The organism is Rhodococcus sp. APC 3903, assembly GCF_030407755.1.
Taxonomy (GTDB): domain Bacteria; phylum Actinomycetota; class Actinomycetes; order Mycobacteriales; family Mycobacteriaceae; genus Rhodococcus_F; species Rhodococcus_F erythropolis.
Window position 1 is genome coordinate 123,058 of the sequence record NZ_JASDCV010000018.1, and the last position, 18,273, is coordinate 141,330.

The 18,273-nt window shown below is 61.0% G+C and carries 19 protein-coding genes; 5 read left to right on the plus strand and 14 right to left on the minus strand.

Annotated elements, in window-relative coordinates; all coding sequences use genetic code 11:
- Positions 1-55 precede the first annotated feature (55 nt).
- From QMA15_RS23995 to QMA15_RS24015, 5 genes are all read right to left on the minus strand, one after another.
- Entirely contained in the window at positions 56-595 is a 540-nt protein-coding gene (locus QMA15_RS23995) for a DinB family protein (RefSeq protein ID WP_097386903.1), read from the minus strand.
- Between the two features lie 158 nt (positions 596-753).
- Positions 754-2,682, minus strand: a complete 1,929-nt coding sequence (gene htpG / locus QMA15_RS24000; protein ID WP_020909088.1) for a molecular chaperone HtpG — start codon at positions 2,680-2,682, stop codon at positions 754-756.
- Positions 2,683-2,813: 131 nt separating this feature from the next.
- A complete protein-coding gene (locus QMA15_RS24005) occupies positions 2,814-3,947 on the minus strand; it encodes an acyl-CoA dehydrogenase family protein (protein ID WP_092764378.1) in 1,134 nt (377 codons plus the stop codon).
- A gap of 9 nt (positions 3,948-3,956) precedes the next feature.
- Positions 3,957-5,129 (minus strand): acyl-CoA dehydrogenase family protein, encoded by a 1,173-nt coding sequence (locus QMA15_RS24010; protein ID WP_019745256.1) that lies wholly within the window; start codon positions 5,127-5,129, stop codon positions 3,957-3,959.
- Positions 5,130-5,157: 28 nt separating this feature from the next.
- A complete protein-coding gene (locus QMA15_RS24015) occupies positions 5,158-5,619 on the minus strand; it encodes a MaoC family dehydratase (protein ID WP_020909091.1) in 462 nt (153 codons plus the stop codon).
- 93 nt (positions 5,620-5,712) lie between these two features.
- Between QMA15_RS24015 and QMA15_RS24020 the strand changes: the two genes are divergently transcribed.
- Positions 5,713-6,366 (plus strand): TetR/AcrR family transcriptional regulator C-terminal domain-containing protein, encoded by a 654-nt coding sequence (locus tag QMA15_RS24020; RefSeq protein ID WP_290286928.1) that lies wholly within the window; start codon positions 5,713-5,715, stop codon positions 6,364-6,366.
- Between the two features lie 12 nt (positions 6,367-6,378).
- On the opposite strand, the gene QMA15_RS24025 is transcribed toward QMA15_RS24020, so the two are convergent.
- Entirely contained in the window at positions 6,379-6,819 is a 441-nt protein-coding gene (locus tag QMA15_RS24025; RefSeq protein ID WP_021332013.1) for a MarR family transcriptional regulator, read from the minus strand.
- A 12-nt stretch (positions 6,820-6,831) separates the two neighbouring features.
- Complete coding sequence (locus tag QMA15_RS24030; protein ID WP_019745260.1) at positions 6,832-7,236, minus strand: EVE domain-containing protein; 405 nt, start codon at positions 7,234-7,236, stop codon at positions 6,832-6,834.
- A gap of 145 nt (positions 7,237-7,381) precedes the next feature.
- Between QMA15_RS24030 and QMA15_RS24035 the strand changes: the two genes are divergently transcribed.
- Together QMA15_RS24035 and QMA15_RS24040 are read left to right on the plus strand one after the other, a co-directional pair.
- Entirely contained in the window at positions 7,382-8,059 is a 678-nt protein-coding gene (locus QMA15_RS24035) for a TetR family transcriptional regulator (protein WP_290286932.1), read from the plus strand.
- The gene (locus tag QMA15_RS24040) at positions 8,056-8,976 is read left to right on the plus strand and encodes a TIGR01777 family oxidoreductase (protein WP_290286934.1); all 921 of its coding nucleotides are present in this window, start codon (positions 8,056-8,058) and stop codon (positions 8,974-8,976) included. The genes QMA15_RS24035 and QMA15_RS24040 overlap by 4 nt, the downstream gene beginning before the upstream one ends.
- On the opposite strand, the gene QMA15_RS24045 is transcribed toward QMA15_RS24040, so the two are convergent.
- The 6 genes from QMA15_RS24045 to prpD form a co-directional block, all read right to left on the minus strand.
- A complete protein-coding gene (locus QMA15_RS24045) occupies positions 8,934-9,449 on the minus strand; it encodes a MerR family transcriptional regulator (RefSeq protein ID WP_070795684.1) in 516 nt (171 codons plus the stop codon). The genes QMA15_RS24040 and QMA15_RS24045 overlap by 43 nt on opposite strands.
- Before the next feature lie 10 nt (positions 9,450-9,459).
- Positions 9,460-10,320 (minus strand): SDR family NAD(P)-dependent oxidoreductase, encoded by an 861-nt coding sequence (locus QMA15_RS24050; RefSeq protein ID WP_290286939.1) that lies wholly within the window; start codon positions 10,318-10,320, stop codon positions 9,460-9,462.
- Between the two features lie 60 nt (positions 10,321-10,380).
- Positions 10,381-11,163 (minus strand): enoyl-CoA hydratase, encoded by a 783-nt coding sequence (locus QMA15_RS24055; RefSeq protein WP_290286941.1) that lies wholly within the window; start codon positions 11,161-11,163, stop codon positions 10,381-10,383.
- A gap of 189 nt (positions 11,164-11,352) precedes the next feature.
- Positions 11,353-12,474, minus strand: a complete 1,122-nt coding sequence (locus QMA15_RS24060) for a bifunctional 2-methylcitrate synthase/citrate synthase (RefSeq protein WP_019745266.1) — start codon at positions 12,472-12,474, stop codon at positions 11,353-11,355.
- A complete protein-coding gene (prpB, locus tag QMA15_RS24065; protein ID WP_290286943.1) occupies positions 12,471-13,388 on the minus strand; it encodes a methylisocitrate lyase in 918 nt (305 codons plus the stop codon). The genes QMA15_RS24060 and prpB overlap by 4 nt, the downstream gene beginning before the upstream one ends.
- Positions 13,388-14,890, minus strand: a complete 1,503-nt coding sequence (gene prpD, locus QMA15_RS24070) for a 2-methylcitrate dehydratase PrpD (protein ID WP_290286946.1) — start codon at positions 14,888-14,890, stop codon at positions 13,388-13,390. The genes prpB and prpD overlap by 1 nt, the downstream gene beginning before the upstream one ends.
- Positions 14,891-15,057: 167 nt before the next feature.
- On the opposite strand from prpD, the gene QMA15_RS24075 reads away from it, so the two are divergent.
- Complete coding sequence (locus QMA15_RS24075; RefSeq protein WP_020909101.1) at positions 15,058-16,479, plus strand: short-chain fatty acyl-CoA regulator family protein; 1,422 nt, start codon at positions 15,058-15,060, stop codon at positions 16,477-16,479.
- 67 nt (positions 16,480-16,546) lie between these two features.
- The gene (locus QMA15_RS24080; protein WP_290286950.1) at positions 16,547-17,542 is read left to right on the plus strand and encodes an endonuclease/exonuclease/phosphatase family protein; all 996 of its coding nucleotides are present in this window, start codon (positions 16,547-16,549) and stop codon (positions 17,540-17,542) included.
- Positions 17,543-17,611: 69 nt separating this feature from the next.
- Here the strand turns inward: QMA15_RS24080 and QMA15_RS24085 are convergent.
- Positions 17,612-18,273: HNH endonuclease signature motif containing protein (locus tag QMA15_RS24085; RefSeq protein WP_290286952.1), on the minus strand; the 662-nt coding region annotated here is incomplete at its 5' end.

Consider the following 18,273-nt stretch of genomic DNA (forward strand, 5'->3'; position numbering starts at 1 on the left):
ACTAGTGTTACATATTTGTGTGATGTGTAAACATCCCGGTTGATCGAGCTGTCGATCAACCCATCGTCTTGGATCCGTCGATGGCTTCACGAAGCATGTCTGCGTGGCCCGCATGCTGGGCCGTCTCGGCGATGATGTGCAGCAATGCGCGCCGCGCTGACCAGCGAGCGCCGGCTTCGAACCACGGAGCGCTCGGAAGTGGATGAGAGATGTCGAGGCTGTCCAGCGAGGCCACCAACTGGTCGGTCCTGGCCGCGATCCCTTCGTACTCGGAAACGATGCTTGCCAAGGTTTCACCCTCGACCATGGCAAATTCGTTCGCCCGTTCCTGTTGCATCTCTTCCGACCACTGGGTCGGGTCGAAGTCCCCGCCAAGTCCGGCCGGGCCTTCCAGAATGAAGTCGACCCAACCCTTCTCCGCCTGACCCACATGCTTGATCAATCCGCCTAGGCACAGTTCGCTCACGGTCGGCCTCGAAGCAGCCTGCTCGTCGGTGAGGTCCTTGACCGTGAAGAGAAGGAATTCACGATGTTGACGCAGGCTCTGGAGGAGATCCGCGCGCTCGCCGGTGACGGTGGTGGTCGGTGCGTTCATGATGTTTTTCCTTCGCTCGTGGGTTCTTTGCCCTGTGAGAACTACGTTAGAAGTCATTGCGGACAGAAACGGTCCTCATTAGAAAACGATCAAAGAAAAAACTCCCGGCACTCACCAATGAGGGTGAGTGCCGGGACTTCGAGCGAGCTAGAACGAGATCAGACTGTGCGGGCCAAACGATCGGCCAGCAGGCGCGTGAAGTGCGCCGGGTCGCTCAGCTCGCCGCCCTCGGCAAGCAACGCCATGCCGTAGAGCAACTGAGCCGTCTCAGTCAGGTTCTCCGCATTGTCGTTGGCGGCCTGCGCCTCCCGAAGACCCGAGACAAGCGGGTGCTCCGGGTTGAGCTCGAGGATGCGCTTGCTGTGCGGAACAGGCTGACCCGAAGCCTTGTACATCTTCTCGAGCGTCGGAGACATGCTGAACGCGTCGCCGACGATGCAGGCAGCCGAGGTGGTCAGTCGCGTCGAGAGACGCGTTTCCTTGATGTCGTCGGACAGGGTTTCGGTCAGCCACGTCAGCAGCTCGCCGAATTCCTTCTCCTTCTCTTCGCGCTCGGCCTCGGCCGCCTTCTTCTCGTCCTCGGTGTCGAGGTCGACCTCGCCCTTGGCGATCGACTGGAAGGTCTTGCCGTCGAAGTCCGAGACAGCGTCGACCCACATCTCGTCCACCGGGTCGGTGAGAACCAGAACCTCGAGGCCCTTGGCCTTGAAAGCCTCCATGTGCGGGGAGCTTTCGATGAGGTGACGGGATTCGCCCGTCATGAAGTAGATCTGTTCCTGGCCGTCCTTCATGCGCTCCACGTACTCGGCGAGAGTGGTCACGCCCTCTTCGCTGTTGGTCGAGGCAAACGAAGAGATGTCGAGCAGCGTCTTGCGGTTGTCGGCATCGGCCATCAGGCCTTCCTTGAGCGCGCGTCCGAACTCGGTCCAGAAGGTCGAGTACTTCTCGGGCTCGTTCGCCTTCATGTCCTTGATGGTCGAGAGGACCTTCTTGGTCAGACGACGACGGATGGCAGCGATCTGCCGGTCCTGCTGCAGAATTTCACGAGAGACGTTGAGCGAGAGGTCTTGTGCGTCGACCACGCCCTTGACGAAGCGCAGGTAATCGGGCACCAACTCTTCGCAGTCGTCCATGATGAAGACGCGCTTGACATAGAGGTGGATGCCGGCCTTGCGCTCACGCATGAACAGATCGAACGGCGCCGTCGACGGAATGAACAGCAGCGCTTGGTATTCGAAAGTACCTTCGGCCTTCATCGGGATGACCTCGAGAGGCTCGTCCCAGGCGTGGCTGACGTGCTTGTAGAACTCCTTGTACTCGTCCTCGGACACCTCGTCCTTGGAGCGAGTCCACAGTGCCTTCATCGAGTTGATCGTCTCGGTCTCGATGGTGACCTCGGGCTCTTCGCCCTCGGCCGGCGTCGATGTACGAGCGACATCCATGCGGATAGGCCACGCGATGAAGTCGGAGTACTTCTTGACCAGTTCCTTGATCTTCCATTCCGACGTGTAGTCGTGCAGGCCGTTCTCGGAATCCTCGGGCATCAGGTGCAGGGTCACGGAGCTGCCCTGCGGCGCCTCGTTCACATGCTCGAGCGTGTACGTGCCTTCGCCGGTCGACTCCCAGCGCGTCGCGTGATCTTCACCGGCGCGGCGGGTCAGCAACGTGACCTTGTCCGCCACCATGAACGTGGAGTAGAAGCCGATGCCGAACTGACCGATCAGTTCTTCCGATGCCGCTGCATCCTTGGCTTCCTTGAGCTTGCGACGGACCTCGGCGGTGCCGGACTTGGCGAGCGTGCCGATCAGGTCGACGACCTCGTCACGCGACATGCCGATGCCGTTGTCGCGGATGGTCAGGGTGCGTGCTGCCTTGTCGATGTCGATCTCGATATGCAGATCGGAGACGTCGACGTTGAGGTCTTTGTCCTGGTAAGACTCGAGGCGGAGCTTGTCCAGCGCGTCCGAAGCGTTGGAGATCAACTCACGAAGGAAGCTGTCCTTGTTCGTATAGATTGAATGAACCATCAGATCCAGCAGCTGACGTGTTTCTGCTTGGAACTCGAGCTGCTCGGTATGCGCGGTCACTTCGATCCCTTTCTCTTCTCGGACTGATCACAGGAATTTTACTCGACCTCGAATACCGCGGGCCGGCCCCCGCACAGACAAGGGAGGCCACGCGACCTGCGCATGACCTCCCGTTATCTTCACCCACCGATCTACTCCGTGACGTCAACCATCGAATAGTTCGAGACGCCGCCGGCCAGCACCCTGAGGTGATCGTCCGATGCGCCCAAAGTGTGTTCGATGGCCACCAGCCGCGAGACATAGTGCCCGACCGGATACTCGGCTGTCATACCGATACCACCGTGCATTTGAATTGCTTCCTGACCGATCTGATGCGCGGCACGACCGACAGCCAGCTTCGCGCGCGACGCGATGGTCGGATCGATCACGCCGTCGGCGATGGACATGGTGGCGTACAGACTCATGCTGCTCGCCAGCTCGAGCGCCACGTACATGTCGGCAGCCCGATGCGTCAAAGTCTGGAACTTCGCGAGCGGAACGCCGAACTGCTTGCGCTGCTTCAGGTAATCCGTCGTCAGTCGCAGCGCTTCGGTCATGATCCCGATCGCCTCGGCGCACAGAGCTGCCTGCGCCCGGACCTCCGCTTCGACGATCGCGGCCGTGACATCGCCGCCCTCACCAAGTGGTTCGGCCGCGGCATCGGTGAACGTGAACTGCGCACCGCGACGGCCGTCGTGGGTGGCATACGTGCTCCGTGTGACACCTGAGCCCTCCGCATCCACCAGGAAGAGCCCGGTGCCGCCGCCTGGAAGTGTGGCGCTGACGACCACGACGTGCGCGCTGTCGCCCTGCAGGACCGGGTTCTTGACGCCGGTGATAGTCCACCCCGATCCCGACTGCGTCGCCGTGGTCGTGACGGTGGCGACCGGCCAGCGCGTGCCGGGTTCCGTATGCGCGAAGGCCGACAGAGTGGTCCCGTCGCTGAGCGCCGGCAGGAGCCGCGCCCGCTGATCTGCCGAACCGACAGCCGCGATCAAACCGCCGGGGATCAGAACACCACCCAAGTACGGCTCGGGTGCAAGCGCTCGGCCCAGTTCGGTCATCACGACCATGGTCTCGACCGGTCCAGCGCCCATTCCGCCGTCAGACTCCGCGAACGGCAGGCCGAGCAGCCCAAGCTCCGCGAACTGCTTCCACACCGCGGCATTCCATCCCTCGTCAGTAGCCGAGGTGGCGTTGCGCTTCTCCGCGTCGTAGCTGCGGTTGAGCAATTCACGCGTCGTGTCGCGAAGCATCGTCTGCTCGTCGTCGAGTTCGAAATTCATGTCAGATGCTCACAATCCGAGAATCGAGGAGGCAATGATGGAGCGCTGCACCTCACTTGATCCGCTGTAGATGGAAACCTTCCGGTAGTTCAGGTAGCGCGGCGCCGCTTGCTGCGCCCACTCCGGCGAGTCGATCTCGACCGTATTCACCGGCAACGAGTCCGGACCCGCAACATCCATCAGCAATTCCGTTGCTGCCTGCTGCAATTCGGAGCCGCGGAGCTTGAGCAGCGAGGACGCCGGGTTCGGCTTGCCGTCTGCCGAACTCGCCACAACTCGCAGTTGAGTCAGATCCAGCGCAAGCAAATCGTTTTCCAGCTCAGCCAACCGAGCCGCGAACAACGGATCATCGAGGAGGGTGCCGGTTCCGACGCGAACCTCCCGCGCCTTCTCTTTTGCCGTGGCGACAAGAGTTTTGGAGAACCCGACCCGCGTGACGCCCGTGCGTTCGTTGCCGAGCAGGAACTTGGCGTAGTCCCAGCCCTTGTTCTCCTCGCCGACAAGATTTTCCGCAGGAACACGGACGTTGTCGAAGAACACCTCGTTGACCTCGACGCTGCCGTCGATCAGTTTGATGGGACGAATCGTGATGCCGGGAGTCGCCAAATCGATGAGCAGGAACGAAATTCCTGCCTGACGCTTCTGGGCACTGGCATCTGTCCGAACCAGACAGAAGATCCACTCGGCGTGCTGCGCGAGAGTAGTCCACGTCTTCTGACCGTTGACGATGTAATCCGCGCCGTCACGGACAGCAGCCGTCTTGAGTGAAGCGAGATCCGAACCGGCTTCTGGTTCCGAAAAACCTTGGCACCACCAGATATCGGCGTTAGCCGTCGCCGGGAGAAACTTTTCCTTCTGCTCCTGCGAGCCGAAGGCTGCGATAACGGGCCCAACCATGCTCACGTTGAACGGCAACGGGTTGGGTACCGACGCCAACTGCATTTCCTCGGAATAGATGTGGCGCTGTACCGGAGTCCAGTCCTTGCCACCCCATTCGACCGGCCAGTGCGGAACCGCCAGTCCGTGTGCGTTCAGAATCTGTTGGCCCGCAACGATGTCTTCACGCGTCAGCTTTCCGAATCCCGCTGCACGTGCACGAAGTTCGGGCGAGAATTCGGTGGTGAAGAACTTTCGCATCTCCTCGCGGAACGCAACTTCCTCACCGGTCAATTCGAGATTCATATGGAGTCTGCTTTCTTCTGGCAGGATTTCAGAACAAGATTCGTGCGACGGTCTGCGCAACAACGGCTGGCTTGTCCACGCCTTCGATCTCGACGGTGTTGGTGATCTGACTCTGCAGCGAACCGTTCGGCAACTCTTCAATCGCGGAGAGCACTGCAGTGTTTCGAACCTTGGCTCCGACCGGCACCGGACTCGGGAATCGAACCTTGTCGGACCCGTAGTTGATGACCATCTTCGCCCCGTCGATGCGGTACACGGACTTCGACAGAAGCGGCAGGAGCGAGAGAGTCAGATACCCGTGGGCAATCGGACCGCCGAAAGGTGATTCACGCTTTGCCCTTTCGTCGTCGACGTGAATCCACTGATGGTCACCGGTCGCGTCGGCAAATTGATGGACCATCTCGCGGGTGACCTCGACCCACTCGCTCGAGCCCAGCGTTTCACCGACCGCCCCCAGGAGATCGGCCTTGTTCTCGAACACCCGCGTCATCTGATCCTCCACGTTCCCGAACACTGTTAGGTTAATTGGATAATAAACTCACGGTGTAAGGTTGTCCAGTACTTTCACACGAAAGGGTGTGCGATGGCGCGACCGCGGATTCCACTACTGAGCAAGCCGATCATCAGGGACACCGCCCTGAAATTGGTCGACGAGCACGGTTTGACCGACTTCTCGATGCGCAAACTCGCCACCGTTCTCGGCGTGCAAGCACCATCGCTGTACAGCCATTACGCCAACAAGGACGAGCTACTCGACGACGTCGCGAACGTCATCATGGAGTCCGTCGACGTGAGCGGCTTCGACTCTGACGATTGGCGCGGTGCGCTTCGCACGTGGGCGCGGTCCTACCACGCTGCCCTGGGTAAGCATCCCAATATCGTTCCGTACTTGGCCTACGGTCCGAGCGTCAGGCCCATCGCCCTTGACCGCGCCAACGCCATCCACGGCGGGCTGGTGCGCGCCGGATGGCCGCAGCGCACGGCAACGCTGATCGGCGCTTCCGTCAAGTACGTGGTCATGGGCGCTGCGACAGCGACGTTCTCCGGCGGATTCGTGGACGATCCGGCGATCTACGCCGAGCGTTACCCGCACCTCACGCGAGCACATCTGTTGCGCGAGCGTGCTACGGAAATCGACGGTGCCAGTTTCGAACTCGCGCTGGAATCCCTGCTGGACGGGCTGGAAGCCAAATATGCACTGCTGCAGACCACTTTAGAGTTATCCCTCGAAAACTGAGGGTTGCTACTTTCAGTCAAGCACGCCGAGCATCGCAACAAAGGCCGCCTGACGATCCCCGAGAGCGGCAAAGAATTCCCGATCCGATGCTTCGACCGCACGATTTGCCTTGCCTGCCAGGGCCGCACCCGCCTGGGTCACCACCACCGAGCGTGCCCGAGCGTCCGTCGGGTGTGGACGTCGTTCGACCAATTTCTTGGATTCGAGGGTCCGTATCACCTGTGACGTCATCATCGGATCAGTGCGCGCATACTCGGCAAGATCGCGTTGAGTTATCGGCGTTTCCGCGTCCAGCCACGTCAGTGCGGCGAGCAGAACGAACTGCACGTGAGTCAGGTCGAAAGGCCGCAGCGCCGCGCGAATCGAGGCCTGCCACGCGTTGGTGACACGCCACAACATCAGACCCGGACTGTCGCCAGCATCCTCGAAGTCGGTTTCCAGTTTCTTCACCACAGCGTCAGTGTGTCAGCTCGTTGTCGAGCGCAGAATCTCGACGTCGTTGCCATCCAACGGAATCAAGCCTCGGCGGAGCTGATACCCCCAGTTCGGTGTCGAGGTCAATGCCAATCGACTCCGTACGTCGCCGAGAGGAACGGGCGTGAACGGCTCGTATCGCACTCGACGCCGAAACGGCTTGAAGCACCCCTCGTCCGCCTGCCAGATCTCACCCTCTTCGATCACACCGAGGGCTGTGAACTCGCGCAACGGATCTCGATCACCAATGGACTCGACCGGCGAATAGTAGACAAGCACATCGCCCGCCTTCATCCGCGCCAATCCGGACCTCTTCCCGTGCCCGATCTGCGCGATCCCAAGATCCACTGCGCGACGCACATGTTCGGCCGAGACAACCCCTAACCAGGCGTTCATCGCCGACCACCTGGCGAACCGAGCGCAAGTTCAATCATGATTTTAGTATGCGCGCTTATTATATTCCTCGCAACAGATCGACTCTTGAACGTGTTCAACTTCAAGGCGTACGCTGAACTTGAACACGTTCAAAGGAAGGGAGCCCATGAGCAGTCGCGGGATCGAAACCAGGGAAAAGCTGGTGGCAACAGCTTTGCGGCTCTTCCGCGACGAAGGCTTCGCAGCGACGACCATGCGCAAGATCGCGACCGAAGCGGAGGTCTCCCTCGGGAATGCCTACTACTACTTCGCCAGCAAGGACGAACTGGTTCACGAGCTGTATCTCGTCATCCAACGTGATCACCGAGAGCGTGCGCTTCCACTCCTGCGGCAGGGTGGCTCACTCGCGGAAAATCTCGCGATCGTTCTGCACACCGGACTCGATGTCATGGGGCTATATCACGGGTTCGGTGGCGCGTTTCTGCACGTTGCCCTACCAACCGCATCGCCGTCCAGCCCGTTCTCGGCCGAGTCGAGCGATGCGAGATCGATGGCCGTCGAATTGATGCGCGAAGCACTGGCGGCGTCGAAGCAGAAGACGCCGGCGTCATTGGAGACCCAGCTCCCCACACTCTTGTGGCTCAGCTACCTGGGCGTGACGCTGCACTGGGTCACCGACTCGTCTCCGGGGCAAACTCGTACCCGATCCCTGGTCGACGGCCTGGTCCCGATCATCGCCAAAGCGCTCACCCTCGCGCGGCTACCAGTGGCCCGCGGCCTGGTCGGCGACGTCGCCGCCCTGATGACCAAAGTCGTTTCTCCAGAGCGGAACAAAAAATCATGAAGACTGTCGTTGTATGTGGGGCGTCGGGTTACATAGGGCAATCTCTCCTTCGAGCGCTCGAATCGAACGGGGCCGAGATTCGGACGATCGGCCGCGGAGGAACGAGCGATGCCACCTGGTCCGACGAGCAAGGTGTCGCCGACGTACTCAGCGGCGCGGATCTGCTGGTCAACCTCGCCGGACGCTCTGTGAGCTGCCGATACAACAAGCGCAATGCAGACGAAATCTTCTCCTCCCGCGTGGAAACGACCGCACTGTTGGGTCGCGCACTGGCCCGTACACCGCAGCCACCCTCGCTCTGGGCGAATGCCAGTACCGGCACGATCTACCGAGACGCGCGGGATCGACCGATGGACGAGAAGAACGGAGAGCTGGGTAAGGGATTCTCCGTCGCGGTCGCGCGGGCGTGGGAGCGCGAATTGTTCTCAGCCCCAACCCCCGTTCGCAAAGTGGCGTTACGAATGTCGATCGTTCTCGGAGCCGGCGGCGGAGCAATCAACCCCTTCGTGAACCTGGCCCGAATCGGTTTCGGCGGAAGAATGGGCGACGGACGACAAATGTTCAGTTGGATACATATCGCCGATGTCGTTCGCTCGGTCATCCACATCTACGAGCATCCGGAGATCTCAGGCCCGGTCAATATCGCATCCCCGTATCCGGTAACCAACACCGACATGATGCGGATGGTACGAGCGAAACTTGGCCGACAATACGGGTTTCCGACGCCGGGCTGGATGCTCGAGTTCGGCGCACGAATCATCCGCACCGAGGCTGAACTGGTGACGAAGAGTCGCTGGATTTTACCAGGGGTGCTCGCGGACAGCGGCTTCCAGTATCAATTTCCGACGTTGGAGTCTGCGCTGGAACAGATCGCTCAGGAGACCCCGCGAGGGCTGCTTCCGGTGACACTCGGCTGAGTATCCTGCTCTCCGGTCCGCCCGCCGTACGTCGCAATCTTGTACTCCGTCGCAGCCAAAGACAACGTGAGCTCCTTGATCTGCCGACGAACGGTGTCCCGGTGCTCGAGCAGCATGTCGAGCCTCTCCGGAACTGTCCCTTCACCGGCGTCGACCAGTTCGACGTAATGCTGCAGGTCGCGAATCGCCATGCCCGAGATACGCATGCGGGTCAGAAACACCAGCCTGCGAATAGATTCCGGCCCGTACACACGATGTCCGCTCGAATCACGATCCACCGCAACCAAGCCGATCTTCTCGTAGTAGCGCAGGGTATGCGCCGAAACATCCAGAAGGTCTGACACTTCGGCGATCGACATCGGGTCCTGAACATCCCCTGTATCGACGAGTCGATGGATCACCTCGATCGACATAGGCCCGTCCACTTCCCCAAGTGCCTCGAGTGCCTTGCGCATCAAGTCTTCGGTAGCCATGACTCCCAGCCTAGAACGGGCGGACAGGTCCGGCAGCATCCGCGAAATCGGCGCTGCGAGCCAGATCAGCCCAGACTGCTACCTCGGCCAGATTCTTCCGATACGACGCGGATATCCGCTCCACGGCTTCCTTTCCCAGCGGCAGACGCAGTGGCATATTCTCGCTGTGCACCAGCGAGGTGATGATCTCTGCTGCCTTCTCCGGATCACCCTCCTGAACACCGTCTGCCGCCGCCATGTCCCGCAGAACAGGATCGAGCAAATCACGGTAGTCCGAGGATGATTCGGCGAAGCTCAGAACGCCAGGTGTGTTGAATGCTGTACGGAATCGGCTGGGCTCGACGATCATGACCCGGATGCCGAACTGCCCGACCTCACCGGCAAGGGCCTCCGACCAGCCTTCAATCGCGAATTTGGACGCCGAATACGCCCCGACGCCGGGAAACGACATGCGGCCGCCTTGACTGCTCATCTGCACGATCGTTCCGCTGCCCTGCGCTCGCATCGAAGGGAGGACGGCGCGCACCAACGCGGCGGGTCCGATCAGGTGCAGTTCCATGAGATCCCGCAAGGTCGAATCGTCCACCATCTCCGCCGCGCCGACCATCCCGCGACCGGCATTGTTGACCAGCACGTCGACAAGACCGAAATGCTCGAGCGCATGTTCGACGACGCTGGGTGCCGCCGCGGTGTCGCGGACGTCGAACGTCACCGCCGAGAACCGATCCGGATGCTCCGACGCGATATCTGCAACGGACTCGGGCCTACGAACTGCCGCGACTACCGCGTCCCCGGTTCGAAGTGCGGACACTGCAAGTTCGCGGCCGAAACCCTGAGAAACTCCAGTGATGATCCAGGTTTTTGTTGTCATGGTGGGCAACGCTAGGGGTTAGAGCGCGCTCCAACGCAAGCCTTTGGTTCTACAGCCGAGCTACGCGCCGGCCCAAACCGGTCGCTCGCCGCGAAGGAAACCGTCGACACCGGCTTTGAAGTCGTCACTGCTGTAGATCATGCGCATCAGATCATCGTTGTCGGTGATCGATCGGGTCCTGATGCGGCGCAGGGACTCTCGAATCGTCCACACGGTCATCGGGGCAGCCGCAAGGAGTTCCCGCGATACCTGGGCAGTCAGGCTCGCGAACTCTGTCTCTGTTGCACAGTCGCTGAGGAAGCCGTTCCGCAGAGCCTCGTCGCTCGACATGACCCCCGCCCGAGCGACCAACGACATCAGACGCGAACTGCCGATCCTGTCCGCCAGCAACGCCACGGAATGGACCGACAACGAGTTTCCGAGCGTGCGCGCAATCGGGAGGCAGAAGCGGGACCCGTGCGTCGCGATCCGCACATCGCACGCTGCCGCTAACAACAGCCCGGCTCCCGCGCACACACCGTCGATGACCGCCAGCGTGGGAACCCGCACTTTCTCGAGTTCGGTCAGCACGCCGACGAACCGACTTTCGTAGTCGAGCCCGTCGTGAAAACTCGAGAAGGTCTGAAAATGGCGTATGTCGGAACCCGCCGAGAACGCCTCTCCCCCAGCACCGCGGAGAGTGAGTAACCGGATCTCGCGGTCGGAGTCGGCGCTCCGGCAGGCTCCGGCAATGGCGTCGTACATCTGAGGAGTCAATGCGTTGTGTTTTTCCGGCCGGTTGAACACGACGTCAAGCGTGTCGCCATGACGAATGATCGAGATGTCTTCGTGCGTTTCAGTCATGACACTGACGCTATTACCGGCAAGGAACAAACGAAACACATTGCACTCGAGTATCTTTGCGAATATTCGGTGCGAAGTTGCAGATAGTGCGAACGGAGAAGCGTCGACGAGGCCAGGAGACGGTGATGCCAGAACCGAACCTCGCCGACGCAGCATTAGTGGGGTGTCATGCCACGATTGTTGAAAGCGTTATGCCACAACGGTCCGCTGCGGCACACCGGAGTACTGACTCAGCGGCCTGATCAGTGCATTCGACTGCCCCTGCTCGATGATGTGCGCCGTCCATCCGGTGATGCGGCTCATCACGAAGATCGGCGTGAACATCTCGACGTCGAAGCCCATGAGGTAATACGCAGGGCCCGTGGGGAAATCGAGATTCGGCTTGATTCCGGTGGCACTGACCATCGTCTTCTCGAGGATCTCGTACATCTGCACCCACTTCTCGCCGTCCGTCGCTGCCGCTACGTCGAGGAGCGCCTGCTTCATGGTCGGAACACGCGAATCACCGTTCTTGTAGACACGGTGCCCGAAGCCCATGACCTTCTCTTTGGCAGCCAATTTCTCCGACATCCAGGCTTCTGCGCGGTCGGGGTCGTCGATCTCGAGCATGTCGTGCATGACAGCTTCGTTTGCGCCGCCGTGCAACGGGCCCTTGAGCGTGCCGATCGCAGCCGTCACTGCGCTGTAGATGTCCGAAAGTGTGGACGTCACAACACGAGCGGCAAACGTCGAGGCGTTGAAGGAGTGCTCCGCATACAGGATCAGCGAGACCTCGAAGGCCTTCACGATCGCCGGCTCCGGAACAGCACCGAAGCACATGTTCAAGAAGTTTTCGGCGAAACCCAGGTCCGACTGCGGCGCGATGGGATCCTGGCCGCGCCGGCGGCGGAAATCGGCTGCGACGATGGTCGGCAGCACAGCCGTCATCCGCAGTGCCTTGGCTAGATTGGCCTTCTCGGAGTTGTCGTCCTCCGCCGGATCCTCGGCGCCGAGGTAGCTGATCGCCGTACGGACCACATCCATGGGGTGGCAGTTGTCCGGCATCTTGGTCAGGAGCGAGAGCAGTGATCGATCGGCACGGCGAGCCGCACGCTCACGCAGGCAGAGTAATTCGAGCTGCTCGGGAGTCGGCAGTTCGCCGTACCACAGCAGGTGCGCAACTTCTTCGAAGCTGCAGTTCGCGGCAAGGTCCTGCACTGCGTAACCGCGATACGTCAACGAATTCGTCTCGGGCACTACCTTGGAGATAGCCGTCGTATCGACGACAACTCCGGCCAAGCCCTTGTAGATCGTCGGAATCTGTTCGGTCATGTCCTACTCCCCTCCAAGCTGAAATTGAAAATGCCACTGTCGAATTCGTTGTAGCGCTCGTACTCGAGAATCTCGTACAACCTGCTGCGATGCTGCATCTCACCGAGCAGCCCTTCTTGCGTGCCCTCCGCAAAAATCTCGCGCAGGCCCTTTTCGATGGCGAACATCGCCAACCGAAGAGTGGTCACGGGGTAGATGACGGCGTTGAAACCGATCTCTTCCAACGTCTTCGCCGAAATGAGATTCGACTTCCCGAACTCGGTCATGTTGGCGAGCAACGGAGTGTCGACTGCTGCGCGGAACTTCTCGAAGTCTCCTTCGGTGGCAAGAGCTTCGGTGAAGATCAGATCGGCACCGGCATCTGCGTAGGCCTTTGCTCGCTCGGTCGCTGCGTCGATACCGTCGATTCCGGCAGCATCGGTGCGCGCGCAGATGACGAAGTTCGGGTCGCGACGTGCCGAGACTGCAGCACGAACTCGGCGAACCATGTCTTCGGTGGGCACGATCGCTTTGCCGTCGAGGTGCCCACAGCGCTTGGGGTTGATCTGATCCTCGAGGTGCAGGCCGGCTATACCGTCGTCCTCGAAGATCGTGACCGTGCGGGCAGCGCTCATGGGTTCACCGAAACCGGTGTCGGCGTCGATGAGCGTCGGGAGGTCGGTGACCCGCGCGATCTGCTTGCTGTGGGCGGCGACCTCGGTCAACGTGGTCAGCCCGATGTCGGGAAGCGCCAATCCGGCGGAATACGCACCACCCGAAACGTAGACACCTTCGAACCCGATTTCCTGAATGAGCTTGGCTGTCAACGGATTGATCGCACCGGGGAGTCGTTGAATCTTTCCGGACGTCAGCCCGGCCCGGAAGGCAATCCGCTTGTCGGCTACAGACGTCGATGCGGCAATGAGGCCCGTCATCAGAAGAGTCCCTTGGCGACCTTGGGAGCCCGAGCGAGAACGTCTTCGGAAACGGTGAAGGTCAGCTGATCCAGTTCGCCTGCCTTCAATTCGGCGGTGCGCTGCGCCGCGTCGAGGAAGCGGTCCTGTTCGCTCGGCTCGATGACGCCCTCGGCGAGGGTGCGGAACTTCGCGACGTACTGATCGCGAGCGAACGGACGTGCGCCGAGCGGGTGCGCATCAGCCACCGCAAGCTCGTCGACGATGACCTCGCCGCTCTTCAAGGTGATCTCGGCGCGAGCACCGAAAGCCTTCTCGTCCGGATCCGTCGAGTGGTAACGGCGTGTCCATTCGGGATCTTCGCGCGTGGAGATCTTGTTCCACAGCTCGATCGTGTCGGGGCGCTGTGCACGCTCTGGCGCGTAGGAATGCTCGTGGTGCCACGTACCGTCCTGCAGCGCAACGGCAAAGATGTACATCACCGAGTGATCGAGAGTTTCGCGTGATGCGGTGGGGTCGAACTTCTGCGGATCGCCGGAACCGGTGCCGATGACGACGTGGGTGTGGTGACTGGCATGCAAGACGATCGAGGCGATCTGGTCGAGATCGCCGACGCGAGAACGCATCCGGCGTGCGAGGTCGATCGGCGCCTGGCTCTGGTACTCCGCGGAGTGTTCCTTCGTGTACGAGTCGAGGATGGCGCGCTTCGCCTCACCAGAACCCGGAAGCGGAACGTGGTACTCCTTGTCCGGGCCACCGAGCAGCCAGGCGATCACGCCGTCTTCGCCTTCCCAGATCGGTGACGGCGCACCTTCACCGCGCATCGCACGGTCGACTGCCTCGACGGCAACCTTGCCGGCCAGCGCCGGCGCGTAGGCCTTCCAGCTGGAGATCTCGCCCTTGCGGGACTGCCGTGTAGCCGTCGTGAGGTGCAGCGCCTGACCGATTGCCTGGTAGACCGTCTCGGTGCCCAGGCCGAGCAAGGTTCCGATACCTGCCGCGGCCGAAGGGCCGAGGTGTGCGACGTGGTCGATCTTGTGCTCGTGCAGACAGATAGCCCGAACCAGGTCGATCTGAATCTCGTAGCCGGTTGCGAGACCACGAATCAGGTCCTTACCGTCACGGCCGGTGTGCTGAGCGACGGCGAGGATCGGCGGGATGTTGTCACCGGGGTGCGAGTACTCGGCGGCGAGGAACGTGTCGTGGAAGTCGAGTTCGCGAACCGCGACGCCGTTCGCCCAGGCGGCCCACTCCGGCGAGAAAGTACCCGAGATACCGAACACGGTGGACCCGGGCGTGTACGGATGTGACTGCGCCTGTGCACGCGCATTCACCACGGGTCGACGGACCAGGGAAGCTGCGGCAACTGCCGCGTTGTCGATGATCCGGTTGACGATCATGTCGGACGTGGCGTCGGTGACCTCGACGGAATCCGTCGCAACTTCCGCGATCTTCCACGCGAGGTGGTCTTCCTTGGGGAACTCTTCGGCAGAGCGGTGGGTGCGTACGAGATGCGTCTTCATCGATCCTCTTCTCACGTGCTTCGGTATCTATTTGCACGCTACGCAGCTCATTAACCTCGGGATAGGACCTCGCAACTGCCTATTTGTGCAATAACGATCCTGCAATGTTGCGAATGTTGCGAATGGCTCCTCGGTAGGGTGAACGCGATCGGCACCGAGGAGATTCGATGAAGAAGATGTACGCGGGAGCGCGGCTGCGACGGCTGCGGGAAGAACGAAACCTGTCACAGTCCGCACTGGCGAAGGCACTCGAACTCTCCCCCAGCTATGTCAATCAACTAGAGAACGATCAACGACCGCTGACGGTCCCCGTCCTTCTCAAGCTCAACGCCGAGTTCGATCTCGACGTGCAATTCTTCGCCTCCGATTCCGACGCACGCCTCGTGGCTGACGTTCATCACGCCTTGGCCGAAACCTCGGAATCCGGGGAGGTATCGCTGGCAGAGGTAGACGAATTGGTGGCCCGAATGCCCGCGGTCGGACGCACCCTCGTGATGTTGCACCGTCGTTTGCACGCCGCAACCGAGCAGTTGGACCAGTTCTCGACGCAATTGTCCGGCGAGGCCGCATCTGATGTGTCGCTCGTACCCATGCCCTACGAGGAGGTTCGGGACTTCTTCTACGACCGAAAGAATCACATCGCCGTTCTGGACGACGCTGCCGAGCAGATGTTCGTGGACAACGGATTGTCCGTTGGCGCAGTGGATTTGCAACTGGCACGACTACTTCGCGATCAGCACGGCGTCACCGTGACGATCCGTACCGACGAACCAGACAAGCTCGGCCCCAAGCGTTTCTACGATCCGGACAAGTCGGTACTCACCCTCGCCCGTCGTCTGTCGGCAGGGCAACGCGCGTTCCAGATCGCGATGCAGTTGGCCTTCTTCACCCAAGCCGACGTGATCGATTCTCTTGTCGCCGAGGATGAATCATTGAGTGCCGAATCCGCAGCTCTCGCCCGCATCGGACTCGCGCACTACTTCGCCGGCGCGCTACTACTGCCGTACACCCAATTCCTGGAATCCGCTGAGGCCTTGCGATACGACATCGATCTGCTGAGCCTCAAGTTCGAGGTCGGCTTCGAGACCGTCTGCCACCGGTTGTCCACACTCCAACGGCACGGCCAGCGCGGCATTCCCTTCTTCTTCGTCAGAACCGATCGCGCCGGAAACATCTCGAAGAGACAGTCCGCTACCGCTTTTCACTTCTCCAGAGTCGGCGGCAGTTGCCCGCTGTGGGTCATCCACGAGGCGTTCGCGAGCCCAGGGCGCATCCTCACCCAGGTCGCGAAGATGCCCGACGGCCGGACATACCTCTGGGTGGCGCGCACTACCCACAGCGGCGGGCTCGGGTACCTCGCCCCCGAGCGGAACTTCGCCGTCGGACTCGGTTGCGACATCGGCTACGCCGATCGCATGGTCTACTCCCACGGAATCCAGACGGACGACCCCGCGACCATCGTGCCGATCGGCGCGGGGTGCAAAGTCTGTGACAGACCGGCGTGCTCTCAACGCGCCTTCCCCCAACTCGGCCGCTCGATCTCCGTCAGTCAGAACAGCAGCAGCCATCTGCCGTATCCGCAACAATAGGGCGCAAACAATAGGGCGCACCGACTCCACCTGCGCTTCCCCGGAGCTACGGCGCCTTTCTGCTTCGATGGATGTCATGCAACCCGATACCGTGACCCCTCGTCGACTGGTTCTTCGCCGCCTTTCGGCCGTGGTTGGTGTGGCCGGAATCGTGACGGGTTTGGTTGCCTTGATCGCAACTCAGCTGGACGTCGATCACAACATCGTGATCGTTCTGGCGTCAGTGGCACCCTTGTTGATGATTGCTCCGCTGATCGGTGCCGTCGTCTCGGGTATCGGGCTTCAGTGGATCGTATGCGCCGCATCCCTTGTCGTCCTTGCACTGTTCGGATGGTCTGTGAGCCCGCTGTACATCGTCGGAACTGGGGAGTCGACGTCTGCGAATGGTCCATCGATTCGGTTGATGCAGGCCAACTTGATGGTCGGTGCAGCGGATCCGGAGTCGCTTGTGGCGATGGTCCGCGAACGCAACGTCGACGTGGTGACGGTCCAGGAGTTGACGCACCAGGAAGTCGAAGCGCTCGAAGCCGCCGGGCTTGAAGAGGTTCTGAGCCACCAGTTCCTGATCCCCTACGCCGACGGCGGTGGCGGGGCCGGAATCTACAGTCGCTTTCCTCTCTCCAATCCACGTAGCCTCGACGGGTTCTCACCCGAAACACTGTCCGCAGAGCTGAATGTCGGCTTGGCGCAGCCAGCCACATTGTTCGCCGTGCATCCGGCACCGGCATACATCTCGCCGGCTTCGGTGTGGGCGGCCGAGCAGCAGAAGCTTGGGTCTTACATGGACGAAGCCGCCGGGACGGACAATGTGATAGTCAGCGGCGATTTCAATGCGTCGTACTCGAACAAACAGTTCCGGAATCTCCTCAGCAACGGATACACCAGCGCCGCCGATCAATTGGGTTCCGGCCTGATCCCGACGTACCCGACCGACAAGTGGTATCCGGCGGTGGTCGGTATCGACCACATAATCACCAAAGGCGCCGTGGCGACATCCTTGGAACGGATCGAGATCAAGGGATCCGATCACCACGGCCTGATTGCCGACATCACGTTGTCTTGACTAAATCCTGGATTGAGCGAGCACCGGGGCATGGTTGTGCCCGGTGCTCGCGTCTCGAGTTATTTCACTTCAGGCTGCTGTCGGTGGGCTGTTCCCGCCGATCGGCTGCTGATACGGATCAACCGACATCGGCGGATAGAACACCGACTTCCGATCCGGGCCGATCTCCACCCGCCACTCCGTGTGATGCACCGTCCGGTGGTGATGACCGCACAACAAGATCAGGTTGTCGAGATCCGTTGGGCCACCATCACCCCAGTGAACAATATGATGGGCATCGCACCACCCCGACGGCGTCCCACACCCCGGAAATGCACACCCACCATCCCGAACCGCCAACGCCCGCCGCTGCGGAACCGTCGCCGTTCTCGCTTCCTTACCGCAGACGAGCGGAACACCGTTCTCATCCAACAAGATCCGCGTCACGGTGCAGTCGCACGCCAGCATCCGGGCAGTGTCGATACTGATCGGACCCACCCAATCCGTCCACGCAAATCCCAGCTCCTCGGTGGACGACAACAGGTCTTTCAGAACTTTAAGGTCCGTCATGTCTTTCGCCGATGCGGTGACCGTGATGTGTGGTTTCACCCCGCCCTCGATCGGACCCAACCCCGCCCGCTCATACCGGCGCAACAATTCGCAAAACCCGTCCGCCCGCCGTAGCGCCGGAGTACGGGTGTCCTTCACGCCATCCTTCTCCGGCGTCGGCGCCGACAAACTCGACAACAACG